The organism is Ruegeria sp. AL12 (assembly GCF_056540885.1).
The window spans coordinates 42,212-64,669 of the sequence record NZ_JBQFXN010000007.1 but is presented as its reverse complement, the minus strand read 5'-3'; the positions used below and the strand labels follow the sequence as shown (position 1 = coordinate 64,669).

29 protein-coding genes are annotated in these 22,458 nt (G+C 58.5%); 13 read left to right on the top strand and 16 right to left on the bottom strand.

What is annotated here, in order from left to right:
- Positions 1 to 516, top strand: coding sequence for a divisome-associated lipoprotein DalA (dalA, locus tag ACR0C6_RS16435; protein WP_152459768.1), 516 nt, complete (start codon positions 1 to 3; stop codon positions 514 to 516).
- Between the two features lie 55 nt (positions 517 to 571).
- Here the strand turns inward: dalA and ptsN are convergent, their stop codons facing one another.
- The 7 genes from ptsN to ACR0C6_RS16400 form a co-directional block, all read right to left on the bottom strand.
- Positions 572 to 1,036 (bottom strand): PTS IIA-like nitrogen regulatory protein PtsN, encoded by a 465-nt coding sequence (ptsN, locus tag ACR0C6_RS16430; protein ID WP_117872900.1) that lies wholly within the window; start codon positions 1,034 to 1,036, stop codon positions 572 to 574.
- Positions 1,037 to 1,095: 59 nt separating this feature from the next.
- The gene (gene hpf, locus ACR0C6_RS16425; protein ID WP_152459767.1) at positions 1,096 to 1,659 is read right to left on the bottom strand and encodes a ribosome hibernation-promoting factor, HPF/YfiA family; all 564 of its coding nucleotides are present in this window, start codon (positions 1,657 to 1,659) and stop codon (positions 1,096 to 1,098) included.
- Positions 1,660 to 1,911: 252 nt separating this feature from the next.
- Entirely contained in the window at positions 1,912 to 2,670 is a 759-nt protein-coding gene (gene lptB / locus ACR0C6_RS16420) for an LPS export ABC transporter ATP-binding protein (protein ID WP_152459766.1), read from the bottom strand.
- A complete protein-coding gene (locus ACR0C6_RS16415) occupies positions 2,670 to 3,161 on the bottom strand; it encodes an LptA/OstA family protein (protein ID WP_152459765.1) in 492 nt (163 codons plus the stop codon). Before ACR0C6_RS16415 ends, lptB begins: the two co-directional genes overlap by 1 nt.
- 3 nt (positions 3,162 to 3,164) lie before the next feature.
- A complete protein-coding gene (locus tag ACR0C6_RS16410) occupies positions 3,165 to 3,746 on the bottom strand; it encodes an LPS export ABC transporter periplasmic protein LptC (protein WP_245218082.1) in 582 nt (193 codons plus the stop codon).
- 29 nt (positions 3,747 to 3,775) lie between these two features.
- A complete protein-coding gene (locus tag ACR0C6_RS16405; protein WP_171171788.1) occupies positions 3,776 to 4,744 on the bottom strand; it encodes a KpsF/GutQ family sugar-phosphate isomerase in 969 nt (322 codons plus the stop codon).
- Positions 4,741 to 5,355 (bottom strand): ribonuclease D, encoded by a 615-nt coding sequence (locus tag ACR0C6_RS16400; RefSeq protein WP_480620235.1) that lies wholly within the window; start codon positions 5,353 to 5,355, stop codon positions 4,741 to 4,743. The genes ACR0C6_RS16405 and ACR0C6_RS16400 overlap by 4 nt, the downstream gene beginning before the upstream one ends.
- A 133-nt stretch (positions 5,356 to 5,488) precedes the next feature.
- On the opposite strand from ACR0C6_RS16400, the gene ACR0C6_RS16395 reads away from it, so the two are divergent.
- The 8 genes from ACR0C6_RS16395 to ACR0C6_RS16360 all read left to right on the top strand — a co-directional run bounded on the left by ACR0C6_RS16395 (position 5,489) and on the right by ACR0C6_RS16360 (position 12,657).
- Entirely contained in the window at positions 5,489 to 5,746 is a 258-nt protein-coding gene (locus ACR0C6_RS16395) for a metal-sensing transcriptional repressor (RefSeq protein WP_152459761.1), read from the top strand.
- 3 nt (positions 5,747 to 5,749) lie between these two features.
- Positions 5,750 to 7,069, top strand: coding sequence for an MFS transporter (locus ACR0C6_RS16390; protein WP_171171792.1), 1,320 nt, complete (start codon positions 5,750 to 5,752; stop codon positions 7,067 to 7,069).
- A gap of 52 nt (positions 7,070 to 7,121) precedes the next feature.
- Positions 7,122 to 7,550 (top strand): Lrp/AsnC family transcriptional regulator, encoded by a 429-nt coding sequence (locus ACR0C6_RS16385; RefSeq protein ID WP_152459759.1) that lies wholly within the window; start codon positions 7,122 to 7,124, stop codon positions 7,548 to 7,550.
- 73 nt (positions 7,551 to 7,623) lie between these two features.
- Positions 7,624 to 8,322 (top strand): transglycosylase SLT domain-containing protein, encoded by a 699-nt coding sequence (locus ACR0C6_RS16380; RefSeq protein WP_480620233.1) that lies wholly within the window; start codon positions 7,624 to 7,626, stop codon positions 8,320 to 8,322.
- Between the two features lie 69 nt (positions 8,323 to 8,391).
- Positions 8,392 to 10,419 carry a flagellar biosynthesis protein FlhA gene (gene flhA / locus ACR0C6_RS16375; protein ID WP_480447331.1) on the top strand — a complete coding sequence of 676 codons (2,028 nt, stop codon included), beginning with the start codon at positions 8,392 to 8,394 and terminating at the stop codon, positions 10,417 to 10,419.
- Entirely contained in the window at positions 10,416 to 11,189 is a 774-nt protein-coding gene (locus ACR0C6_RS16370; protein ID WP_480620231.1) for a flagellar biosynthetic protein FliR, read from the top strand. Before flhA ends, ACR0C6_RS16370 begins: the two co-directional genes overlap by 4 nt.
- Complete coding sequence (gene flhB, locus ACR0C6_RS16365; protein WP_480620229.1) at positions 11,186 to 12,274, top strand: flagellar type III secretion system protein FlhB; 1,089 nt, start codon at positions 11,186 to 11,188, stop codon at positions 12,272 to 12,274. The genes ACR0C6_RS16370 and flhB overlap by 4 nt, the downstream gene beginning before the upstream one ends.
- The gene (locus tag ACR0C6_RS16360; RefSeq protein ID WP_480447217.1) at positions 12,271 to 12,657 is read left to right on the top strand and encodes a hypothetical protein; all 387 of its coding nucleotides are present in this window, start codon (positions 12,271 to 12,273) and stop codon (positions 12,655 to 12,657) included. The genes flhB and ACR0C6_RS16360 overlap by 4 nt, the downstream gene beginning before the upstream one ends.
- A 33-nt stretch (positions 12,658 to 12,690) precedes the next feature.
- Here the strand turns inward: ACR0C6_RS16360 and ACR0C6_RS16355 are convergent, their stop codons facing one another.
- Genes ACR0C6_RS16355 through ACR0C6_RS16315 form a run of 9 tightly spaced genes read right to left on the bottom strand, consistent with a single transcriptional unit; the run spans position 12,691 to position 17,235 of the window.
- A complete protein-coding gene (locus tag ACR0C6_RS16355; protein WP_480447215.1) occupies positions 12,691 to 13,197 on the bottom strand; it encodes a flagellar basal body-associated protein FliL in 507 nt (168 codons plus the stop codon).
- Between the two features lie 9 nt (positions 13,198 to 13,206).
- Positions 13,207 to 13,938 carry a flagellar basal body L-ring protein FlgH gene (gene flgH / locus ACR0C6_RS16350; RefSeq protein ID WP_480447213.1) on the bottom strand — a complete coding sequence of 244 codons (732 nt, stop codon included), beginning with the start codon at positions 13,936 to 13,938 and terminating at the stop codon, positions 13,207 to 13,209.
- On the bottom strand, positions 13,938 to 14,354 hold the full coding sequence (flgA, locus tag ACR0C6_RS16345; protein ID WP_480447211.1) for a flagellar basal body P-ring formation chaperone FlgA: 417 nt from the start codon (positions 14,352 to 14,354) through the stop codon (positions 13,938 to 13,940). The genes flgH and flgA overlap by 1 nt, the downstream gene beginning before the upstream one ends.
- Positions 14,354 to 15,139 (bottom strand): flagellar basal-body rod protein FlgG, encoded by a 786-nt coding sequence (gene flgG, locus ACR0C6_RS16340; RefSeq protein WP_480447210.1) that lies wholly within the window; start codon positions 15,137 to 15,139, stop codon positions 14,354 to 14,356. The genes flgA and flgG overlap by 1 nt, the downstream gene beginning before the upstream one ends.
- A 21-nt stretch (positions 15,140 to 15,160) precedes the next feature.
- The gene (locus ACR0C6_RS16335) at positions 15,161 to 15,871 is read right to left on the bottom strand and encodes a flagellar hook-basal body complex protein (protein ID WP_480447208.1); all 711 of its coding nucleotides are present in this window, start codon (positions 15,869 to 15,871) and stop codon (positions 15,161 to 15,163) included.
- Positions 15,871 to 16,143 (bottom strand): flagellar biosynthetic protein FliQ, encoded by a 273-nt coding sequence (locus ACR0C6_RS16330; protein WP_152459750.1) that lies wholly within the window; start codon positions 16,141 to 16,143, stop codon positions 15,871 to 15,873. The genes ACR0C6_RS16335 and ACR0C6_RS16330 overlap by 1 nt, the downstream gene beginning before the upstream one ends.
- A gap of 4 nt (positions 16,144 to 16,147) precedes the next feature.
- The gene (gene fliE, locus ACR0C6_RS16325; protein ID WP_480620226.1) at positions 16,148 to 16,438 is read right to left on the bottom strand and encodes a flagellar hook-basal body complex protein FliE; all 291 of its coding nucleotides are present in this window, start codon (positions 16,436 to 16,438) and stop codon (positions 16,148 to 16,150) included.
- A 12-nt stretch (positions 16,439 to 16,450) separates the two neighbouring features.
- On the bottom strand, positions 16,451 to 16,837 hold the full coding sequence (gene flgC, locus ACR0C6_RS16320; protein WP_480620224.1) for a flagellar basal body rod protein FlgC: 387 nt from the start codon (positions 16,835 to 16,837) through the stop codon (positions 16,451 to 16,453).
- 11 nt (positions 16,838 to 16,848) lie between these two features.
- Complete coding sequence (locus ACR0C6_RS16315; protein WP_171666663.1) at positions 16,849 to 17,235, bottom strand: FlgB family protein; 387 nt, start codon at positions 17,233 to 17,235, stop codon at positions 16,849 to 16,851.
- 132 nt (positions 17,236 to 17,367) lie between these two features.
- On the opposite strand from ACR0C6_RS16315, the gene ACR0C6_RS16310 reads away from it, so the two are divergent.
- From ACR0C6_RS16310 to flgK, 4 genes are all read left to right on the top strand, one after another.
- Positions 17,368 to 18,660 (top strand): FliI/YscN family ATPase, encoded by a 1,293-nt coding sequence (locus ACR0C6_RS16310; protein WP_371808362.1) that lies wholly within the window; start codon positions 17,368 to 17,370, stop codon positions 18,658 to 18,660.
- A gap of 85 nt (positions 18,661 to 18,745) precedes the next feature.
- Complete coding sequence (locus ACR0C6_RS16305) at positions 18,746 to 19,585, top strand: flagellar motor protein MotB (RefSeq protein WP_480620222.1); 840 nt, start codon at positions 18,746 to 18,748, stop codon at positions 19,583 to 19,585.
- A 91-nt stretch (positions 19,586 to 19,676) separates the two neighbouring features.
- Positions 19,677 to 20,972, top strand: a complete 1,296-nt coding sequence (locus tag ACR0C6_RS16300; protein ID WP_171727056.1) for a flagellar hook protein FlgE — start codon at positions 19,677 to 19,679, stop codon at positions 20,970 to 20,972.
- A 32-nt stretch (positions 20,973 to 21,004) separates the two neighbouring features.
- Positions 21,005 to 22,456, top strand: a complete 1,452-nt coding sequence (gene flgK, locus ACR0C6_RS16295) for a flagellar hook-associated protein FlgK (protein WP_480447200.1) — start codon at positions 21,005 to 21,007, stop codon at positions 22,454 to 22,456.
- Positions 22,457 to 22,458: the final 2 nt, after the last annotated feature.

Here is a 22,458-nt window from a genome sequence, read left to right as displayed (position 1 = left end):
ATGACGCGTATCGTTTCTTTACTCTTGATTTGCTTTGTCGCGCTGGCGGCATGTACAGACACCGGCACCACGACCATCGGTGCAGACGGTCGCCCGCTGCCCACGGTCTACAAAATTCGCGGCAACCCGGAAAAGTTGCAGTTCCGTATGGTTGATTCGGTCAATGCCCTGCGTCAGGCCCAAGGATTGCAGCCTGTCCAGCTGAACTCGCAGCTGAACGCAGCAGCGGCGACCCATTCCAAGGACATGGCCAGACAGAACCGGCCCTGGCACTTCGGGTCCGACGGCTCCTCTCCGATCGATCGGGCTGCGCGGGTCGGATATTTCGGCACGTTCCTCGGTGAAGCAATTTCCGAGACCTACGAAACCGAAACCGAAACCCTTGCCGCTTGGATGCAGGAACCCGGACCGCGCGCCGTGATCATGGACCCCAAGGCCACGCAGATGGGGTTCGCCTGGCATCAAGAAAAAGGCGGGAAAATCTGGTGGACGCTGGAAATGGGAACCGGCGGCTGACCCCGATCACCGTACACACAAAAAAGCCCCCGAAATCCGGGGGCTTTTTTTCTGATTACGCTGCTTGCATAGACTGCGCTTCGGTCAGGATCGCATAAAGCTTGACCGGATCGGGGTTCGCCCGAAGCTTGGTGCACACCGAGGTGTCCCTCAGCGTGCGTGACACAAGGGCCAGCGCCTTGAGGTGATCGACGCCGGCCTCTTCCGGTGCAAACAGTGCAAACGCAATGTCCACGGGTTGACGGTCAACCGATCCAAAGTCGATGGGCTTTTCCAGCATGACGAATACGCCCGAAACCGAATCAAGCTCGGGCAACCGCGCGTGCGGAAGCGCAACGCCATGCCCCACGCCGGTCGGGCCCAGGCTTTCCCGTTCGAGCAGACAGTCGACGACGGCCTGAGAATCGAGGCCCAGATTGGCGGCTGCGACATCGCCGATTTCCTGAAACAACCGCTTCTTGCTGGAAGCGGCGGATAGTACACGTACTGCTTCGGGCTTCAGTATGCTCGAAAGCTCCATGATCATGCTCCATAGGCACGGCACCCGCGTCGGCGGGTGCGGCCCCGTATCCTTGCCTGTTAAGGATCAATCCAGCCGATGTTACCGTCTTCGCGACGATACACGACGTTCAATCCATCCTTGTTCTCATTTCTGAACACCAGCACCGGGGCACCGGCAAGTTCCATTTGCATCACGGCTTCACCTACGCTCAAAGATGGGATTTTTGTTTCCATCTCAGCCACAATCATGGGCTGCAGCGATTCGGGTTCATCGGCCGCGTCCGATTCGTCAGAAGCGAGGATATAAGAGGACGCTCCAAAGAGTTCAACCGGCTCGGACCGATCCTTGTGGTGGTCCTTCAAACGACGCTTATAGCGCCGCAGTTGTGTTTCCATTTTGTCGCAGCATGCCTCGAACGCAGCATAAATTTCGGTTGCATGCGCCTTGGCCTGAGCGGTCAACCCGGTGGACAGGTGCACTGTTGTTTCGCATACATATTCATGCGCTGAACGGGAAAAGACGACGTTGGCATCGGTAGGCCGCTGGGCATATTTACCCACAACCTCGCCCAATTCGGTCTGCACGTGAGTCTGAAGCGCCGCACCGATGTCGATCTGTTTTCCGCTGATTTGGTAACGCATGTGATCTCCTTCACAATTCACACCCATTCTGACGTCACGTTACGCGACGAACTTGTTTTTATCGGGTGGGGGGTCGAGACACTTTCCGCGGTTGTCTTAACTCCAGCCCTTCAACGAAGGGACAACGATCTCCAGACTGGAACCGGGTAAATGCCATGGGACAATTGAGGCAAGAGACGACGGAAGAGTCAATCAAAACAGGTGTGTATATACGCGATTTCCGCCATGCATCCGACGCAGACCATAACAAGCCTATGAAATACGGAAGTTTTCGCCAAGATAGACACGGCGGACATTCTCGTTCTCGACGACCTCGTCCGGTGTGCCCGACATCAGAACCTGCCCATCATGCAGGATATAGGCGCGGTCGACAATTTCCAGCGTTTCCCTCACGTTATGGTCGGTGATCAGAACACCGATCCCCCGCTTTTTAAGGTCGGCAACCAGATGTCGGATATCGCCGACGCTGATCGGGTCAACACCCGCAAATGGTTCGTCCAACAAAAGATATTTCGGGTCTGCGGCCAAACATCGCGCTATCTCAACGCGGCGGCGCTCACCGCCGGAAAGGGCAAGAGCGGGCGCGCGGCGCAGATGTTCGATCGAAAAATCCGACAACAGCTCTTCCAGCCGTTCTTTCCGCCTGTGAGCATGAGGAACCGTGATATCCAGTACCGCGGCGATATTGTCCTCGACGCTCATGCCGCGAAAGATCGACATCTCCTGCGGCAGGTAACCGATGCCCATCCGCGCACGCCGGTACATCGGCAACGTCGTAACATTCTGGCCGTCAATCGTGACTTTGCCGGCCTCTGGGAAAACAAGCCCCGCCACGGAATAAAAGGTCGTGGTCTTACCCGACCCGTTGGGTCCCAACAGGGCAACGACTTCGGACCGGTCCAGTGTCATCGAGACATCGCGGATCACCGTTTTCTTACGGTAGGATTTCCGCAGTTTCTCGATGCGCAGCCCGGAATTGCCTTCGGCTACTGACAGGTCGGGTCGCGCCATCAGTTGTTTCCCTGCTGAAGGATCGTCTTGACGCGCCCGGTCATGGTCGCTGTGCCCGTTGTCAGATTGGCGTTCATCTGATCGCCGCTGATGATGCTGGGGCCTTGCGTCAGCAGGACATTGCCTTTCATGACGATCACACCGGAATCTATCGTGTATTCCGCCCAATCGCCCTCTGCCGCATCCGGCGGGCTGACCAGAACAACATTCTCGGTGGCTTCCATCCGTTCAATCGCCGAGCGTTCCTCGTTGTAGATCACGAGAACCCGTTCAGCGGTCAGCCGCATTTCGCCCTGAATGACGACGACATTTCCGAGGAATTCGGCAGAACCGTCCTCCTGGTTGACGTTCAATATTTCGGATGTGACCTCGACCGGAAGGCTCGGGTCGGCATTTGCAGAACCAAAAGCCACCTGCGCCTCCTGCGCAGTCGCGGTTACGGCACCTGCAAACAGAGCAAGGCACAAAGGAACAAAACGAAAATCGAACACAGGTTATCTTTCTGCTTTTTCAGGCTCGTATACCAGCTTCACGCCGTCTGTAAAAACAATATGGACCGGTCCGTCCTTTTTTTCAGTCCCAAAGGTCATGCGGCCGGCGGAAAAATTGCCGATCGGCCCGGTTCCGTTCACCCGCCCCGGCGTGTCGCCCCGGATTTCGTCCAGCGACGTGTTGAGCAGGTCAGTCGTGACTTGAAGCCCGTCGGCAGTGGTAATCACCACGTCGCCGACAAAAGTTGCCGTGCCCTCATCAGGGCGGATCAAACCTGAATTGGAATCCAGAAATATCGTTCCACCGCTGAGAAGCCCCAGCCGGCCCCGAAATTCGGATGCGGTCGGGGTTTCGTCTTCGCCGCCCTGCTTGGCTTGGATGGCTTCGATCTGAACATCCTCGCCTTTGCGGGTTGTCCCGCGATATTTCGGCTGTGTGACCACCTGTTGCGCCAACCGCTCGTCAATGTCTTTTTCTGCGAATGGCACTGATACGTTGGTTTCGATGCTGCGGGATAGCAGGAACACTGTAGACAGCATCAGAATGGCCGCAAGCGGCAACAGAACCTTCAGGAACTGTACCATGCGGGAATACCTGTCCAATTCGGCCTCCCTCAGCCCAGACCGACGCGCAAGCAGTCGTGGATATGCAGAAGACCCAGCGCCTGCCCGGATGCAGCCTCGTCGACCACAAACAGCGAAGTGATCTTGCGATCATTCATGATCGCCACCGCCTCTTCGGCCAATGCGTCCGGTGTTATGGTGGTCGGATTGGCGGTCATGACCTGCTCGGTCGTTTTGTCCAGCAGACCGTCCATGTGTCGCCGCAAGTCACCGTCCGTAATGATGCCCGACAAATGCCCCTGCGCATCCGTTACACCGGCCACGCCGAAACCCTTTTGGCTGATTTCGATCAGCGCGTCGCTCATCGGGGTGTTCGCCGCGACCAGAGGCAAGGCGTCGCCGGTATGCATCAGGTCACGCACCGTACTCAGCCGCGCACCCAGTTTTCCGCCGGGGTGGAAGGCGCGAAAATCCTCGGGGCGGAAGTCGCGATACTTCATCAGCGCAATGGCCAGCGCATCGCCCATGGCTAGGGTCAGCGTCGTCGAGATCGAAGGCACCATGCCGAAACCGCAGGCCTCGCCCATCGACGGTATCAGCAGATGCACATCGGCCTGTTTCATCAACGTGCTTTCTGGCTTGCTGGATAGCCCGATCAGCGGAATGCCAAAGCGGCGCGTAAAGGCCAGCAGGTTGGCCAGCTCGGGCGCTTCGCCCGAATTCGAAATCGCCAGCACCACATCGCCTTTGGAAACCATGCCCAGATCGCCATGGCTGGCCTCGGCCGGGTGCACGAAATAGGCGGGCGTTCCGGTACTGGCCAGAGTGGCGGCAATCTTGTGGCCGATATGGCCCGATTTTCCGATGCCGCTGATGATGATGCGCCCGGTTGCTTTCAGGATAAGATGCACCGCCTCTGCAAAATGCTCGTCAAGGCTGTCGGCCAGCACGTCCAGCGCGCGGGCCTCGTCGGTGACGACCTGGCGGGCGGTTCTCAGGAATGCTTCGGTGTCGGTCATGAGTGTGCAAAGATATCCGTTTCGGGCCAACCGGCGAGGTCCAGCTTCGCACGCATCGGCAGGAAATCAAAACAGGCCCGCGCCATCTCGGTCCGGCCCTCGCGCGCCAGCCGTTTGTTCAACTCGTCGCGCAGGCGGTGCAGGTAAAGAACGTCCGAGGCCGCATAGTCCAGCTGAGCATCGGTCAGGGTTTCAGCGCCCCAGTCGCTCATCTGCTGTTGTTTCGAGATATCCACGCCGATCAGTTCCTGGCACAGGTTCTTCAGCCCGTGGCGGTCGGTGTAGGTGCGCACCAGCCGGCTGGCGATCTTGGTGCAGTAAACCGGCGCGGCCAGGGCACCAAAGGTGTGATACATCGCGGCGATGTCGAACCGCCCGAAATGGAACAGCTTCAGGACATCAGGGTTTTCCAGCATGGCACTCAGGTTCGGGGCTTCGGTCTGGCACTTGTCCACCTGGATGATATGGCTGTTTCCGTCACCGCCTGACATTTGAATCACGCACAGGCGATCGCGATGCGGGTTCAGCCCCATGGTTTCACAGTCAATGGCCACAACCGGGCCCAGATCCAGCCCATCCGGCAGATCGTTTTTGTACAAATGGTTCGCCACGCGACTATTCCTTTGTGCGATATCGCCCCCGAGATAGGCGGTTTGGTCCCCAAACTCAACGCCGTCCGAAAGTCGCGGGCCATTCGATGCCAAATCCTTGACCATATCCCCATCGGGGGGATATGGATAAGCCATGTCAGACAACACCCACCAGTCACATTCGCAGATCACGGCCCGGCTCAAGCGGGCCCATGGGCACCTGGCCAAGGTCATTGCCATGCTCGAGGAGCACGCGCCCTGTTCGGACGTCGCCCAACAGTTGTTTGCAGTAGAAAAGGCCGTCACCAATGCCAAACGCGCTTTGATTCATGATCATATCGAACACTGCCTGTCCGCTGACGACGATGGCGGTGGGATCGAAGACTTCAAGGCGATTACAAAGTACCTCTAAGCCATGCTGAGTATTCTGAAACACCGCACCTACCGCCACCTGTTCGCCGCCCAGATCGTTGCTCTGACCGGAACCGGGCTGGCCACGGTCGCCCTTGGGCTGCTCGCCTTTGATCTGGCCGGGAATGCTGCGGGACTTGTCCTTGGCACGGCACTGACGATCAAGATGGTGGCTTATGTCACCGTTGCACCGCTCGCCGCTGCTTTTGCCGAGCGTCTGGATCGTCGCAAGATGTTGGTCGTGCTGGACCTGATCCGCGCAGCGGTTGCAGTATGTCTGCCTTTCGTGACTGAAGTCTGGCAAATCTACGTGCTGATCTTCGTGCTCCAATCGGCGTCGGCGGGCTTTACGCCCGCCTTTCAGGCCACGATTCCGGACGTTCTGCCAGACGAAGCTGAATACACGCGTGCCTTGTCGCTGTCACGCCTGGCCTACGATATGGAAAGCCTGCTGAGTCCCATGTTCGCCGCCGCATTGCTGCTGCTGGTCAGCTTCAACAGCCTGTTCTGGGGTACCGCGCTGGGTTTTGTCGCATCGGCATTGCTGGTTGTCTCGGTCGTGCTTCCGTCACCCAAACCAAGCCGACCCCGCGGCATCTATGACCGCACCACACGCGGCATTCGTATCTATCTGAAAACACCCAGGTTGCGCGGGCTGCTTGCGCTCAGCTGGAGTGCGGCGGCCCTGAGCTCGATGGTGATCGTGAACACCGTGGTCATCGTGCGTGCCAATCTGGGCCTGTCAGAAAGCGCGGTGGCCATTGCCCTGGCCGGGTTCGGGGGTGGGTCGATGCTTGCAGCCTTTACCTTGCCCCGCCTTCTGGACCGGATCGAGGACCGTCGGGTCATGGTCGCGGGCGCCGTTTTTGCCACTGGCTCCATGGCCGTCGCCGCGATGTTGGCCGCAATTGCTCCTCTGTCGCTCGGGTTGCTGACCGCGTTGTGGGCATTTACCGGTTTCGGATACTCCACCACCCTGACACCTTCGGGCCGCCTTTTGACCCGGTCGGCCCACCCCGAAGATCGCCCAGCCGTCTTCGCCGCACAGTTTACCCTGTCGCATGGTTGCTGGCTGGTTCTTTACCCGCTGGCGGGGTGGTTGATGACCGTGTTCGGCCCGACCGTCACACTCAGCAGCATGGCGACGCTGTCCGTGGCGGGCGTCGTCGGTGCAATCGGCCTGTGGCCGCGCCTCGACCAGGAACCGATCACCCATGATCACCCCGACCTGCCGCCCGATCACCCGCATCTGGCCGGGTCGGGCCCGCACGCGCATCCGATCATCATCGACGATCTGCACCCGCGCATCCCGCGCGAACCCTGAGCGGGCGCTTGGACCTGATCTCAACCCGCAATGACCACAAACCAGAGCCCCAATGGACCAGCTTGACCGTCGCATCATCGCCGCCCTGCAAGCCAACGCACGCGCCTCGACCACGCAGATTGCGACCACGCTGGGTGTTGCCCGGACAACCGTGCACGAGCGAATAAACCGGATGGAACAGCGCGGCCTGATCGAAGGATACTCCGTGCGCCTGGGGTCCACCGAAGACACGCCGAAAGTGCAAGTCATCGTCATGCTCGAAGTGCAGCAAAAGGAAACCAGCCGGATCATCAAGCGGCTCGAAGCCTACCCCGAAGTCAAACTGTGCCTGTCGATCAACGGAGAGTTCGACCTTATGCTGTCCGCAGAGGCGCCGAGGCTGGAGGATCTGGACATTCTGGTCGATGACCTGGCGAAAATTCCCGGTGTCTTGCGCACCAATACCAGCGTTGTTTTCGGGCGCAGGATAGATCGAAACTGAAGCGGCGATAACTCTCTGTAAACCGATCGTTGGCTAGCTTGGCCGGGAGAGATCAGAATCCCGGACCGGCAGAATGCCAAATCAGAAGTTCCCGCTTTTACTCATGATGGTGCATGTGCTTTTTGCGCAGGCAGGGTTTGCCATGCCAGATGCCAAAACCGGTGACCTGTGCGATCATGCCGCGCGCCGCGCCGCTTTGTCCGAAGGCGTGCCCCTGGACGTGCTCCGCGCCATCTCGCGCGTTGAAACCGGGCGCAGGCTGGACGGCCGGTTGCAGCCTTGGCCTTGGACAATCAACGTCGGCGGTCAGGGATACTGGTTCAAGTCCGAGGTCGAAGCCAAGGCCTATGCGTTCAAAATCTTCAAATCGGGCACCCGCAGCTTTGATGTCGGCTGTTTTCAGATCAATTATCGCTGGCACGGCAAAGCCTTCCGTTCGATCGACGCGATGTTCGATCCAGATGAGAACGCGACCTACGCCGCCCGGTTCCTGAATGAACTCCATGCCGAGCTAGGTTCGTGGCCCGCAGCCGCGGGGGCTTATCATTCCCGCACGACACCCCTTGCCGAAGCTTACAAAGAGCGGTTTCAAACGGTGCTGGCACAGCTCGAAGGGGCCCCCCGAACCCGGGTTGCGGGCACGTCTCGGGATCCGTTCACCGAGGCCGGACTCCCCTTGATTCCCATTCCGACGGCCTCGCCCCGCACCGGCGCGCTTGGGTCTCTGGTGCCAGCCGCAGGCGCCGCAACCGCGTTTATCGCCTTCAACTAGGAGTTTCGCGTGCCCAAGGTAAACATCCAGTCGCTGTTTTCGCCTACTGTCCTGCTGGCGATTGCGCTGATGACGGTCATCGTCATGATGATCCTGCCCATGCCAGCCTGGGTGCTGGACGTGGGGTTGGCGGCCTCCTTTGCCCTGGCCATCCTGATCTTCACCCTGACGCTGTTCATTGAACGCCCGCTGGACTTTTCGTCCTTCCCGACGATTCTGCTGGCGTCTTTGATGTTGCGCCTGTCGCTGAATGTGTCGTCGACGAAACTGATCATCGGGCAGGGGCACACCGGCCCGAATGCTGCAGGAGACGTGATCGAAGGTTTTTCCAGTTTCGTCATGGGCGGCAGCATTTTTCTTGGCCTGGTGGTGTTCGGCGTGCTGCTGATCGTGAATTTCATGGTCATCACCAAAGGCGCCGCCCGAATGGCCGAAGTCGGCGCGCGCTTTGCGTTGGACGGGATGCCCGGCAAACAACTTGCGATCGACAGCGACATGTCCGCCGGGGCAATCGATCATCAGCAGGCCAAGGAACGGCGAGAGCTGGAACAGCAGGAGACGACATTCTTCGGTTCGCTCGACGGTGCGTCGAAATTCGTGAAAGGTGACGCCGTCGCCGGGCTTCTGATCACGTTGCTGAACCTCGTCATGGGCCTGGTCATGGGCGTCGTCGTACATGGAATGCCCGTGGCCGCGGCGTTCGAAACCTATGCGATTCTCACCGTCGGCGACGGGTTGGTGTCCCAAATTCCCGCCGTCATCATTTCCATAGCGTCTGCCCTTCTGCTGGCACGAGGCGGCACGCAGGGGGCCACGGACAACGCCATCTTTTCTCAACTTGGCCGCCACCCGGCAGCATTGTCCACCGTCGCGGTGCTCATGGTCCTGTTCGCTCTGGTGCCCGGTCTTCCTTTTCTGCCGTTCATCCTCGGCGCGGCCATTCTGGGATATGCGGCTTACAATGTTCACCGAAAGCAGCAAGACGCAGACGCGTCGGCAAAACTGCCCTCGACCGAAACCGAAGCGCCGACATCCCAGGCTATCGGCGACATCCTGGACCTGGATGATGTCCATCTGGAGTTCGCTCCGGATCTGGTCAGCATGGTTCTGAATCCTGGCACGGGGCTGGACGCTCGTATTGCCAATATGCGGACCTATGTGGCGTCGACCTTTGGCCTGATCCTGCCCGAAATCCGCCTGACCGACCGCGCCGACCTGCCGACCGGGACGTATGTGATCAAGGTTCAGGGCGTCGAACAGGCACGCGGTGTCTTGCATCCCGATCTCATCCTGGCGCTCGTGCAGGACGGGTTTGACCTGCTGCCGGAGGGCAATGACGTGACCGAGCCGGTCTATGGTGCTCCGGCGCGCTGGATCCTGCCGAAAGATCAGGAGGACGCCGCGCTGAGCGGTGCCACCATAGTTTCACCGCCCGAGATTCTTGCCACCCATCTGCTGGAGATCATCAAACAGAACTTCTCGCGCCTGCTGACACTGAAATCCCTCCGGCGCCTGCTGTCGGAAATGACCCGCCTGAGCGACCCGGTACGCGCCGAAGCCAACCGTAAGCTGCTGGATGAACTGATCCCCGACAAAGTGCCGATCGACACGTTGCACGCTGTTCTGCGCCTGTTGCTCGACGAACGTGTGTCGATCCGGAACATGGCGCTGATTCTTGAAAGTGTCGCCGAGGCGCGGCTGACCACAACCCAGCCCGAAGGCATCTGTGAACTTGTGCGTCAGCGTCTTGGCTTTCAGTTGGTCGCGGACATGAAGCGCGAGGATGGTTCGATCCCTCTGATCCAGTTGGCCCCGGAATGGGAGGACACATTCGCCTCTTACCAGATCGACGCCCCAAATACCGGCATGGATGTCGCGCTGCCCCCGAACGTGTTCAACAAACTGGCCGACGGAGTCGTGAGCACCATCGCCAAATCCGCTGACAACGGTCTGTTTCCAGCCGTCGTGACCTCGACCCGGCGTCGTCGGTTGCTGCGCACCGTCATGCAAGCACGCGGCGTGTCCAACCCGGTTTTGTCCTTCGAAGAAATCGGGCTGGAAGCCAAACCTGCCTTGGTCGGAACTGTTGCAGCGTGATTGCCCTGCCGCCAGAGATGCTGTCGCAGCTGGCCGAAGCAATCTGGCAGGCCTTTGTCGTGTTTCTGCGCGTCTCCGCTCTTGTTTCGCTGCTTCCAGCTTTCGGTGAGCGCAGTATTCCGACACGGGTAAAGCTTGGTGCTTCCGTTGCTTTCACGCTGATCATACTGCCCGCTGCGCCCCCCGTCAGAATAGATCCCAGCCTTTGGGCGACCGTGCGGCTGGTCGGCACCGAAGTTCTGATCGGGCTTGTCCTGGGGATAGGCCTGCGCCTGTTCGTTCTCGCGCTGCAAACCGCGGGGTCTATTGCGGCTCAGTCCACGTCATTGTCGCAACTGCTGGGTGGCGCGGCGGCCGATCCGATCCCCGCCATGGGATACCTGCTGACCCTGGCAGGACTGACACTTGCCGTAATCATGGACCTGCACATCCGGGCCGCGCAGTTCCTGATCCAGAGTTATGCCCTGTTCCCAATAGGGCTGGCACCTGATGCCGCGGATGCGTCGCGCTGGGGATTGCATCAGGTCGCCAACAGCTTTGGGCTGGCTTTTGCACTGGCAACACCGTTCGTCATCGCCTCTTTGATCTACAACCTGGCACTTGGGGTCATCAACCGGGCAATGCCCCAGCTGATGGTGGCCTTCGTTGGTGCTCCTGCAATCACCTTCGCCGGGCTGTTTCTGCTGTTCGCCGGCACACCGCTGATCCTGTCCGTGTGGGCTGACGCGCTGGTCGCCTTCTTCACCAACCCGATGGGAGCGCAAAGATGAGTGCAGGTGATGACGACAGCGACAAGTCATACGAGCCGACACCGCAAAAGCTGCTGAAAGCGCGCGAGAAGGGTGAGGTTCCAAAATCCAACGACTTGTCGGTCGTGGCGGCATATACCGGGCTTCTGATCGCCCTGCTTACAGTCGGTCAATACAGTGTCGAGCATATGGGCACCGGGTTCATGGTTCTGATCGATCAGTCCGACGCATTTGCACGGCTTCTGACGGATGGGCCATCGCATGCTCCGGTTGCGGGGATATTGAAAAGTGCCCTGCTGCCTGTTGCTTTGCTGTTCTGCCTTCCTGCCGCGGCTGTTCTGCTGAACTTGATCGCCCAGCGCGCGCTGATCTTTGCCCCAAGCAAATTGAAGCCAAAACTTTCGCGTATCTCTCTGGTTTCGAACGCAAAGAACAAGTTCGGGCGGGGCGGCCTGTTCGAGTTTGCCAAAAGCACCACCAAACTGTTGATCTACAGCACCTGCCTTGCGCTTTTTCTGAAAGCCAATCTAACCGAGATTCTGTCTGCCAGCGCGGCGCCGGCAAAGTCATCCATTCTGCTGATGATGAACCTGCTGTTTCGCTTTCTGTTCATCGTGATCGCGATCGCACTGGCCATCGGGGTTGTCGATTTTATTTGGCAATATGCCGAACACATGCGCAAGAACCGTATGTCGCGCAAGGAGATCATGGATGAAACCAAGGATGCCGAGGGCGACCCTCATGTCAAACAACACCGGCGCCAGCGCGCACAGGAAATCGCAACCAACCAAATGTTGGCAGATGTTCCAGGCGCGGATGTCGTGATCGTAAACCCCACCCATTATGCTGTGGCGCTTAAATGGACACGGGTTGCGGGCAGCGCCCCGGTTTGCGTTGCCAAAGGGGTGGACGAAATCGCCGCCACCATCCGATCCGCCGCAGGAGAAGCAGGCGTTCCGATCCATTCAGACCCTCCCACAGCTCGCGCCCTTCACGCGACCGTGGACATAGGTCAGGAGATCGCCGAAGAGCACTATCGTCCTGTTGCCGCCGCGATCCGGTTTGCCGAAGCGATGCGAAAACGCGCGAAGGAGCAAGTTCGATGACCCACACGCAATTACCCGATCTGGAAAAAGTGACCAACGCTGCGTTTCAGAAGCAATTTCAAGTGCTACGACCGATCCTGGAGGCCGAGGCACGGATCAAGCAGCAACTTGCCAGATTGGACGGTCAACTCCGTCAGGCGCGTCAAGACAGCACCAAGGTCGAAGGCTATCAGGTTTCAGGGACCGACGTTCTCTGGAATAGTTGGGAGTCCGCGACGCGGAGACAATTGAACCTGCAACTGGCACGAACGCGCGCGCAGAAACTGGCCGGAATGGAAGCTTTGCGTACTGCCTTTGGGCGAAAACAAGCGGTGGAAAAATTGCGAAAGAAAGTTCAGCAAGCAAACCGAAAAGCAAATGCCAAAAAGCACTTCGGGCCCTAGCTTGACCGACCCGAATTATCGGGTCGGTCAGTGTCAGCTATCTTGTCGGTTTACACTCAGGATCAGCACTTTGGACACGTCGTCGCCAAATTCTTTGCGCGCCACTTCCAGCAAGGAATTCCGCAATACATCCAGGTTCCCGGATTCTGTAAAAGCCCCGTCAAAGCCACCCGTGTTTGCATGGTCAAAAAGAACCTGAAGAAAGCCATCCCTGAGTTTAGGCTCGATTGCATAATAGGTTTCTGTAATGGCCGGGTTCGCCTCAAGGCTCAGCGACAGCGTTACCATGGCTTCGATCTGGTCGTCTTTTACAACGGGGACGACGAATTGCTTGGTCATTTTCAGATAACCAAAGCTCTCCCCCTTGCCTTTTTCCTTTGATTTCCCGGTTTTCTTGCCGGCCGACTTATCCTCTTTGACTGCTTCTTTTTCGGCAACGGCAGTTTCAGGTTTTTTTGCAGGTGCAAGAACCAGACCCGCGCCAATACCCGCACCGAGTCCAACAATCAGAAAAATCACGGGAATCAATTTCGCGACCACGATCTCACCTCAGAACGGCAAAAGGGAATCAAGAACCTGCTGACCATAGCGGGGTTGCTGGACATCCGTTATCTGCCCTCTGCCGCCATATGACATGCGCGCTGACGCGATTTTGTCATAGGTTATTTCGTTTTGCCGCGATATGTCCTGCGGCCGGACATATCCCGTCACAAGAAGCTCTCGCAGTTCGAAGTTGACCCGCAACTCCTGGGACCCCGATATTGAAAGAACTCCGTTCGGCAACACATCCAGCACTGTTGCGGCAACACGCAGGGTCAGTTTTTCATTTCTCCTGACGGATCCCCGGCCAGAGCTCGAGGAATCCGCTTCAATCGAAACGGCTTCATCCAGTGACGCGCCCTGGGGCAGATTCTTTTGCACGCGTTGAGGCAGGCCGAAGAGGCTGGGGACTTCGAGGTTCTCGGACCCAGATCTGGATCGTCTGGTGTTGTTCGAAATTTCTGCCTTCTCGTCCAGCTCGATGACAACGGTCAGGATGTCGCCTTTCTTGATCGCGCGCTGGTCGCCCAACAACGAATGCTGCCCGCCGCTCCACAAAGAGGACCGGTCGACGTTTCGCTGGGGTTGGGTGTGCAATGGCAAACCCGGCCACAACATTGCAACCTGTTCCGGGGAATCCTCGTTGGGTGTGAAACTTGGCGGTTTGCCCAAATGATCCATTCGACCACATGCGGACAAGGTAAAAGCCGTCAGGACAAGGGTTTTTGGCAATCCGTGCATCACTGTACCTCGATTTGACCGTCCGGACGGATTCGGCCTGTTACGGTTGTTCGGGATGAAAGGTTCATGACCCGAATGCGATCCCCCGCCGCGCCGCGCCCCAAGGCCCGGCCCTCGGTGGTGATCGACAAGGGTTGGCTGCTGAACACCAGCACGACCAAATCGTTTCGATCCACGATGGCAGGTGGCCCGACATCAGTGCCGCGAATTGGCCGACCGGGGTAGAGCGCCACCCGGGCCTCTTGTCCGATCAGAAGATCAGGGTCTGAAATTGCATCGGCAACATCTGTTGGCTTCAACTCGAGATCGGTCGCAGAAATGACTTCCTTGGACCGGATCGTACGTGTCGGCACCACAATGTCAGCCTGGGCGGCAATTGGCACCAGAAGCACCAGAGAAAGAACCAGAAGTCGCATCACCGTACCTGCGTTGTCGCGCTCATCATCTGGTCCACCGCCGTGATGACTTTGGCATTCATCTCATAGCCGCGTTGCGCTTCGATCAACTCGGTAACTTCGCGAACGGCGTCAACCGAACTGTCTTCCAGATAACCCTGTCGCAAAGTTCCCAGACCGTCTTCGCCCGGCGTACCCAGAACCGGAGCACCGGAAGCTTCGGTTTCCTTGAACAGATTGCCTCCGACGGCTTCCAGGCCTTTGGCGTTGGAAAAACTGGCCAGCGTAAACTCCCCAAGCAACTGACCTTCGGGGGAATCGTCAAAATATGCATAGACCTCGCCCGACGCGTTGATCGAAACAGAATGCGCATCGTCGGGGATGGTGATTTCCGGCGAAACCGCAAACCCGTCAGAGGTGACGATCAGGCCCTCTGCCGACCGCTTCAAACTGCCGTCGCGCGTATACGCGGCCTGACCGCTGGGCAAGGTCACCTCCAGATATCCGCGACCTTCGATTGCAACATCCAGGTCGCTCCCGGTGGCCGACAAGGCCCCTTGTTCCAATTGCACTGTCACCGCGGCCGGTCGCACACCCAGACCCAGTTGAATACCCGTGGGCAGAACCGTTCCGTCCGACGCGTTCACGGTGCCGGCCCGCGCCATCTGTTGATAATGCAGGTCGGCGAATTCGGCCCGTCGGGCGTTGTAGCCGGTGGTGTTCATATTCGCGAGGTTGTTCGAGATCGTCTCGACCCGCATCTGTTGCGCTGTCATCCCGGTGGCGGCAATTTTAAGGGCCCGCATGTCTATCTCTCCTCATCCAAATCAGCGCATCAGCGCCTTGAGTGCTCCACGCACGCGCGCATCTTCACTCTCAAGAAAGCTTTGCCCCAGCTCATAGGCGCGCTGGATTTCCACCAAACGGGTCACTTGCTGAATCGCGTTCACGTTTGACCCTTCGAGAAAGCGATGCAAAACCACCGGCTCGTCGACCGGCTCAATCGCACCGTCGGTGCGGAAACGAGTGTTTCCTTCGCGTACAAGTTCGTTCGTGTCGGCAACGTTGAAAACGCCCAGCTGACCCAGAAGTTGACCATCGACACTCAGCGTTCCGTCGCTGCCGACATCGATTGACGCCGCGTCAGGCGGGATGAACACAGGCGCGCCATTGGCATCGAGCACACGCGCACCATCCATTGAAACCAGATCGCCATCGGCATTGGGAGAAAAGCTGCCAGCCCGCGTCAGCCGGTTGCCGTTCTCGGTTTCGACCATGAAGAACCCGTCGCCTTCGATGGCAAAATCAAATTGCCCGCCGGTTTGCGTCAGCACGCCTTGTTGCATTGACGAATTTCGCGCCTCGGCCCGGCTCATGGAAAGGGACGGGCTGTTCGGCATATCTCGAATGTATTCCGAGAACACCAGCCCCTGCTGGCGATAGCCGGTCGTGTTGGCATTTGCGATGTTATTCGCCACCAGGCGCATTTCATTCATCAGCCCGGACTGGCGGGACAGGGTGACATAGGCGGTGTCCATCAGCGACCTCCTGCGATCAATGGAACAAGCGTACCGGTGAAAAACGTAACAAGTGTCTGAGTCATGAACCCCATCGAGATCCAGAACACGACGACGATGGCGATCAGTTTGGGAACAAAGGTCAGTGTCATTTCCTGAATCGACGTCAGGGCCTGAAACAGACCAACGATCAGGCCTGACACCAAAGCAACTGCCAGAATCGGGACCGATGTGATGACGGCGATCCAAAGAGCCTGACGCACGATGTCATAGAAAAGACCTTCGCTCAGCATCGTATCAGACCGGCATCCGAAGGATTTCCTGATAGGCCTCGACCACCTTGTTGCGAACGATCACTGCTGTCTCGACGGCCAGTTCGGTCTGTGCCAGCGCCTGCACCAGCGCGTGCGGGTCGGCTTGCCCGACCATCGCGGTCTGCGACATCTGCTCGCTGTGTTTCAACGTGGATGCAAAGTCCTGAAAACTTGCCTTCAGCCCCTGCACCATGCCCGGGTGATCGGGGTCGGCCTGGGTTGCAGGACGGGCGCCGGCATAATTCTGCGCGGCGGTCAAGGATCGGATGTCCATTCTGGCTGTCCTTTATTTTCTGAGCAGTTCCATCAATGACGACGACATTTGCCGTGCTTGATCGAACATCTTGAGGTTGGCTTCGTAGCTCCGCTGCGCCTCACGCGCGTCGGCTATTTCGATCATCAGATCGACATTCGATCCCAGATAGTGACCACTGGCATCTGCCATCGGGTGGCCGGGGTCGAAAATTCGTGTCAGGTCGCGTCGATCAAGCTTTACGCGGCCAGCTTGCACCACGTTCTGACCATCTTTTTCTATGGTCTCAAACGGCACCGTCTTGCGCCGGTACCCGGGCGTATCCGCATTCGATATGTTTTCGGACACGTGGCGCAGCCGGGCTGCCTGCGCACGCAGGGCGCTGGCGGATGCCGCAAGTGAGTGGGAAAAATCGCTCATCCTCGGCCTCCTTATCCACGTCCCAGACTGGTGCGAAGGATGTTCATCGAGGATTTGTAGATCGCCAACGCGCGGTCGTGCTGTCGTTTGACCTCGACCGATTTCAGCATCTCTTCTTCAAGCGATACGCCGTTGCCATTTGGATCACCCGACGGAGCGGCCTGGTGCTCTGCCCAAGGCTGCGCACCCGTACCGCCATGCAAATGACCCCGCCGCGTGGCCATCATGGTCACTTCGCGTCCCGAGTTTTCAAGTGCTTTTGGGAAGGGCTCGATATCGCGCGGCTGGTAGCCCGGCGTATCCGCATTGGCCATGTTGCGCGCAATCACCGCCTGCCGTTGCCCGGCATGGGTTGCCATTGCGTACGCAGTCTTAAGGACGTTCAAGTCATAGAACATCGGGGCTTCTCCCTCGATCAATTTCAATCAAGGCTTAACCCCGATTCCTTTAGAAACCGTTTTCAGAACCCAATTGGAGAACCCAAGATGTCCGATCTCGACCCGATGCTTCTGAAACATGAATTCGATCGGATGACTTCGATCCGCCACGTGGGCCTGGTCAGTAGCGTCGCACAAGGGTTGATCGAGATCAGTGGCCTCAACGAACATGCGCGAATCGGAGACTTGCTTACATTGCGGCGGCGCGCGGGGCCCGATCTGGCCGGTGAAGTGCTGCATGTCGGTGCAGACCATATCCACATGATTCCGGGTTCCGCCCCGGACGGTGTCAGCCTCGGGGACCGTGTGTACCTTGATCCCTCGCCGGGGTTCGCGCCCGCATTGCACTGGCTTGGGCGCGTCATTGATCCGTTTGGCAAACCGCTGGACGGAAAACCCCTGCTGAACGGGCCACAGGATCGCGATATCATGCAAGCCCCCCCGCCTGCGGTGGCGCGCAAGCCATTGGGAAAGCGGATGGCCACCGGACTATCGGTTCTCAACACCATGCTGCCGATTGTACGCGGTCAACGCGTTGGGTTGTTTGCGGGATCGGGTGTGGGAAAATCGACGCTGCTGTCGACGCTGGCGCGCTACATGCAGGCTGACGTGGTTGTGGTGGCTCTTGTCGGCGAACGTGGGCGTGAAGTGAACGAGTTTGTTGCCCGCGCCATAGGCCCGGAAGCCATGAAGCGCACTATCGTGGTCGCTGCGACGTCCGACCAGTCTGCATTGGCGCGCAGACGGTGCGCGTGGTCGGCCATGTCGGCGGCCGAGTTCCTGCGGGATCTGGGGCTGAACGTTCTGTTTCTGGCCGATTCGGTAACCCGTTTCGCGGAAGCGCACCGTGAAATCGCCGTTGCCATGGGCGAAGCCCCGTCACTCCGAGGGTATCCGCCCTCTGTCACCCCCCTGATAGCCAACCTGTGTGAACGCGCAGGCCCCGGCACGCAGGAGCAGGGTGATATTACCGCCGTATTCAGTGTCCTGGTTGCGGGCTCCGACATGGATGAACCCATCGCCGACATTCTGCGCGGTGTGTTGGACGGGCATATCGTACTCAGCCGCGAGATTGCCGAACGCGGGCGCTTCCCGGCCATCGACCTCAGCAAATCCGTATCCCGCAGCCTTCCAGAGGCCGCGTCAGAGGCCGAGAACCAGATGATCAACGAAACCCGCAAACTTGTCGGCAGCTACGAACAATCTGAAGTCATGATAAAGGCCGGGCTGTATTCAGAAGGATCAGATCCGCTCTTGGATCAGGCCGTGCGCGTTCATGAGGAGTTGGACGCGTTTTTCGGCAAACCCGATTCCGAAGGAATTGAAAACAGCTTTAACCGCTTGTCCCTGATTCTGCGCCGTGCCTCGGCCGGCCTGCCGCGTTAGTGAACTCGGAACAGTTTTAAGTATTAAGGCCGCCTTAAGACCTGCACTGCTATTCCAATAGTCGGGTGATAAAAAGGTGGTGGAGATGGGTGCGCAAACCAATGCGGCGCCAATCATCATCAAGAAGAAGCGTGTATCGGGTGGCGATGGCCATCACGGTGGCGCGTGGAAAGTCGCGTATGCCGACTTTGTGACGGCCATGATGGCCTTCTTCATGTTGATGTGGCTGCTGAACGCAACAACGGAACAGCAACGAAAAGGGTTGGCGGATTATTTCGCGCCGACAATCCCGCTAAGCCCGGAATCCGGCGGCGGGGACGGGGCGTTTGGCGGCGACAGCATGCTGTCTGAAGAAGTGCTGCTGCGAGACGGTCAGGGTGCCACGACCACACATCCGACCGAATCGCATCAGGCCCGTGGCTCGATCGGAGTGAATGCCGAGGGCGGCGGCAAAGGGGCCAAGGAAGATTTCTCTACGTTGGAGGCGCAACTGCTGGGGCGCACGGGTGAAAGCGAGGTCTCGGACAAACTGCTCAAGCATATCGTCACACGGGTCACCGATGAAGGATTGGTGGTGGAACTGTTCGACACCGACGATCAGGCATTGTTCGAATCGGGTTCTGACAAGCCAACCAGCTTTCTGCGGTCCCTGGCCCTGATCATCGCCCGAGCCTCGGATCTTGTCGTCAATTCGATCGCCGTCGAAGGGCATGTCAGCGCGTCTCCGGTTGTGCAGGCGCGCAACACTGCCTGGGAACTGTCCACGGCAAGGGCCCAAAAATTGCGTCAATTGCTACAGGACAAGGGCGTTGCGGCACAAAGGATGGATCGTGTTACGGGCCATGCAGACCGAGAATTGTTCGGCGACAATCCCATGGCTGCGCGGAACAACAGGATCGAAGTGATCTTTCTGCGCCAGCCCTAAATGATAGAGCGTATTTTACATGTTAGCGCGCTGTTAAGGGGCAGCGCGTTACCTGTTGCATCAAAGACGGACGCAACAGAAGGGCGCACCCATGACCATTTCCTCTTCGCTCAATGCCGGTGTGGCGGCGCTGAAAGCCAATGCCAACAGGTTGGCGACGATTTCCGACAACATCGCGAATTCTTCAACCTACGGGTATAAACGGGTCGAGACGGATTTTCATTCAATGGTCACGTCGGGCCAGGGTGGCAGCTATTCGGCAGGCGGCGTGCGGACGACAAGCCAGCGCATGATTGATCAACGCGGGCCCCTGGTGACGACGAGCAACTCTACCGATCTGGCAGTTCGCGGGCGCGGCATGTTGCCTGTGCGCCCCAGTTCGCAGATCGGGAATAATTCGAACGAGATGCTACTGACCACCACCGGGTCGTTCCGCACCAACGAAGAAGGGTATTTGGTTACCGAATCCGGCCTTGTTCTTCTGGGGTGGCCCGCGGCACCCGATGGCACTATTCCACCGGTTTCGCGCGATACACCCGCCGCGCTTGAACCCATTCAGCTGAGCGTGAACCAGCTGTCGGGTTCACCAACCACAGAAATGAAACTGCGTATGAACCTTCCGGCCACGGCGACAAATGCGGGCGCGCCGGGCGACGTTCAACCTTTGTCGGTTGAGTATTTCGATAATCTCGGCAAGTCTGAAAGCGTCGATATCCAGCTGATCCCAACGGTTCCCGCAACCGGCAGCAGCAACGAATGGACCATGGTCTTGCGTGACTCGGCGTCGGGTGGCGCGGTCATCGGTGAATACACGCTGACATTCACCGACAACCGAACGGCAGGCGGCACTCTGGCCAGCGTCACACCTGTTTCTGGCGGAGCTTACGATCCAGCAACGGGCAGTGTCATGGTCAACGTCGCCGGCGGACCGATGGAGGTCAATATCGGCCTGATCGGGGATGCAGACGGGATAACCCAATTGTCCGACACGTTCGCGCCTGTTTCGATCACACGTGACGGTTCTGCCGTGGGAACAATGACCAGCGTTCAGGTCGATGAGAGAGGATATGTCTACGCGTTCTACGACACCGGCGTCAGTCGCCGGATGTACCAGATTCCATTGGCAGATGTACCCAATCCCAACGGTTTAACCGCGTTGGACAGCCAGACTTACGCGCCTTCCCGTGAAAGCGGTACGTTCTTTCTTTGGAATGCCGGCGAAGGCCCGACCGGGGATCTTGTTTCTTTCGCGCGTGAGGAATCCACCACGGATGTAGCGACCGAGCTGACCTCATTGATTCAGACGCAACGTGCTTACTCCTCCAGCGCCACGGTGATCCAGACGGTGGACGAGATGTTGCAGGAAACGACAAACCTGAAGCGTTAATCCAGCTCTGACCCCAAGAAAGGAGCGGCCTCATGAACATGTCGACAGCACTCAATAACGCATTGGGCGGGCTGACTGCGGCCAGTCGCGGGGCAGCTGTGGTGTCCGGAAACATCGCGAATGCGCTGACCCCCGGCTATGCGCGCCGGTCCCTGGAACTTGCCACAAGCCCAATTTCCGGAAATGGCGTACGCACCGTTGGCGTGATCCGGCATCAGGATCCGGTTTTGACCGCCAACAGACGTTCGTCTGATGCCGAACTCGCCTATCGGTCGGACGTTTCAGATTTTCACGCACGGTTCGAACAACTGGTGGGGTCTCCTGATGGCGGCCCTTCGCTGTCTACTCGTCTTTCCTCGTTGGAAAACGCCTTTATCACGGCGGCCAGTCTGCCTGACTCGATCGAACGGCTGGATCAGGTTGCACGCTCGGCCCGCGATCTGACCAACGAGCTGAACGCGGCGTCCGAAGGCGTACGCCAGGCACGCTCGGATGCTGATCGAAAAATTGGCGCCCAGATCGACACCCTGAATCAGACTCTGAAAGATATCGAAGACCTGAACGCCAAGATTCCCGCCGTTCAAAACTCTGGCGGTGACATCGGTGCCCTGCTGGATCAGCGGCATGTCCTGATCGACCAGGTCAACACCCTGATCCCGGTCAATGTCGTGCCGCGCGCCAATGATCAGGTATCTCTGTACTCTGAGGGCGGGCTGATCCTGCTGGAAGGCACAGCCTCGGAGTTCACTTTTTCCACGACCGGCGAAACAAAGCCTCACATGACCGTGGCAAATGGTCTGTTGTCCGGCCTGGAGATGAACGGCAACCCGGTACGGACAAGCGGAGACAACGCTCAAATCCGCGGCGGGGCACTGATGGCGCAGTTCACCATCCGCGACGACTTGGCAGTCGAGGCGCAGGTTCAGCTCGACACGGTTGCAAGGGACCTGATTGAACGATTTGAAACGCCCGGTTTGGATTCGTCGGCTCTTGCGACAGATCCTGGTCTGTTCACCGACGATGGCAACCGATTTGATCCTGCATCTGTTGTCGGGCTTGCATCACGGATTTCACTCAATTCAACCGTGGACCCTGACAAGGGCGGGGACAGTTGGAAACTGCGCGCGGGTCTGGGTGCCGCAACTCCGGGTGATCCCGGGCAGGCTGCTCAATTGCGCGCGTTCGGGAACATATTGAACGACGCACGTCCGGTACCCGGCGGGCTGTTCGGCACGGGAAACATGCGCGCTGCCGAGTTGACCGAGGCCCTGTTGTCGAAAGCGGGCGCACACGCCCATGCCGCAGATCAGCGCAAGACTTTTGCAAACAGCTTCCAGCAGCAAATGGCGCAGATCGAGGCCGCGCAGGGCGTGGATACCGATCAGGAACTACAGCGGCTCATGCAGGTCGAACAGACATATGCCGCAAACGCTCGTGTCATCTCGGTTGTTGACGAGCTTATGGAAACTCTTCTGAGGTTGTGACC

Excerpts from the sequence above, each read along its gene's own strand:
- ptsN (WP_117872900.1), bottom strand. The coding sequence starts at position 1,036 with ATGGAGCTTTCGAGCATACTGAAGCCCGAAGCAGTACGTGTACTATCC.
- flhB (WP_480620229.1), top strand. The coding sequence starts at position 11,186 with ATGAGTGCAGGTGATGACGACAGCGACAAGTCATACGAGCCGACACCG.
- hpf (WP_152459767.1), bottom strand. The coding sequence starts at position 1,659 with ATGCGTTACCAAATCAGCGGAAAACAGATCGACATCGGTGCGGCGCTT.
- ACR0C6_RS16385 (WP_152459759.1), top strand. The coding sequence starts at position 7,122 with ATGGACCAGCTTGACCGTCGCATCATCGCCGCCCTGCAAGCCAACGCA.
- flgK (WP_480447200.1), top strand. The coding sequence starts at position 21,005 with ATGAACATGTCGACAGCACTCAATAACGCATTGGGCGGGCTGACTGCG.
- fliE (WP_480620226.1), bottom strand. The coding sequence starts at position 16,438 with ATGGACATCCGATCCTTGACCGCCGCGCAGAATTATGCCGGCGCCCGT.
- ACR0C6_RS16405 (WP_171171788.1), bottom strand. The coding sequence starts at position 4,744 with ATGACCGACACCGAAGCATTCCTGAGAACCGCCCGCCAGGTCGTCACC.
- ACR0C6_RS16305 (WP_480620222.1), top strand. The coding sequence starts at position 18,746 with ATGGGTGCGCAAACCAATGCGGCGCCAATCATCATCAAGAAGAAGCGT.
- ACR0C6_RS16360 (WP_480447217.1), top strand. The coding sequence starts at position 12,271 with ATGACCCACACGCAATTACCCGATCTGGAAAAAGTGACCAACGCTGCG.
- ACR0C6_RS16390 (WP_171171792.1), top strand. The coding sequence starts at position 5,750 with ATGCTGAGTATTCTGAAACACCGCACCTACCGCCACCTGTTCGCCGCC.
- flhA (WP_480447331.1), top strand. The coding sequence starts at position 8,392 with ATGACGGTCATCGTCATGATGATCCTGCCCATGCCAGCCTGGGTGCTG.
- dalA (WP_152459768.1), top strand. The coding sequence starts at position 1 with ATGACGCGTATCGTTTCTTTACTCTTGATTTGCTTTGTCGCGCTGGCG.
- flgA (WP_480447211.1), bottom strand. The coding sequence starts at position 14,354 with ATGCGACTTCTGGTTCTTTCTCTGGTGCTTCTGGTGCCAATTGCCGCC.
- ACR0C6_RS16395 (WP_152459761.1), top strand. The coding sequence starts at position 5,489 with ATGTCAGACAACACCCACCAGTCACATTCGCAGATCACGGCCCGGCTC.
- ACR0C6_RS16315 (WP_171666663.1), bottom strand. The coding sequence starts at position 17,235 with ATGTTCTATGACTTGAACGTCCTTAAGACTGCGTACGCAATGGCAACC.
- ACR0C6_RS16410 (WP_245218082.1), bottom strand. The coding sequence starts at position 3,746 with ATGGTACAGTTCCTGAAGGTTCTGTTGCCGCTTGCGGCCATTCTGATG.
- flgG (WP_480447210.1), bottom strand. The coding sequence starts at position 15,139 with ATGCGGGCCCTTAAAATTGCCGCCACCGGGATGACAGCGCAACAGATG.
- flgH (WP_480447213.1), bottom strand. The coding sequence starts at position 13,938 with ATGCACGGATTGCCAAAAACCCTTGTCCTGACGGCTTTTACCTTGTCC.
- flgC (WP_480620224.1), bottom strand. The coding sequence starts at position 16,837 with ATGAGCGATTTTTCCCACTCACTTGCGGCATCCGCCAGCGCCCTGCGT.
- lptB (WP_152459766.1), bottom strand. The coding sequence starts at position 2,670 with ATGGCGCGACCCGACCTGTCAGTAGCCGAAGGCAATTCCGGGCTGCGC.
- ACR0C6_RS16310 (WP_371808362.1), top strand. The coding sequence starts at position 17,368 with ATGACTTCGATCCGCCACGTGGGCCTGGTCAGTAGCGTCGCACAAGGG.
- ACR0C6_RS16335 (WP_480447208.1), bottom strand. The coding sequence starts at position 15,871 with ATGGACACCGCCTATGTCACCCTGTCCCGCCAGTCCGGGCTGATGAAT.
- ACR0C6_RS16380 (WP_480620233.1), top strand. The coding sequence starts at position 7,624 with ATGCCAAATCAGAAGTTCCCGCTTTTACTCATGATGGTGCATGTGCTT.
- ACR0C6_RS16300 (WP_171727056.1), top strand. The coding sequence starts at position 19,677 with ATGACCATTTCCTCTTCGCTCAATGCCGGTGTGGCGGCGCTGAAAGCC.
- ACR0C6_RS16330 (WP_152459750.1), bottom strand. The coding sequence starts at position 16,143 with ATGCTGAGCGAAGGTCTTTTCTATGACATCGTGCGTCAGGCTCTTTGG.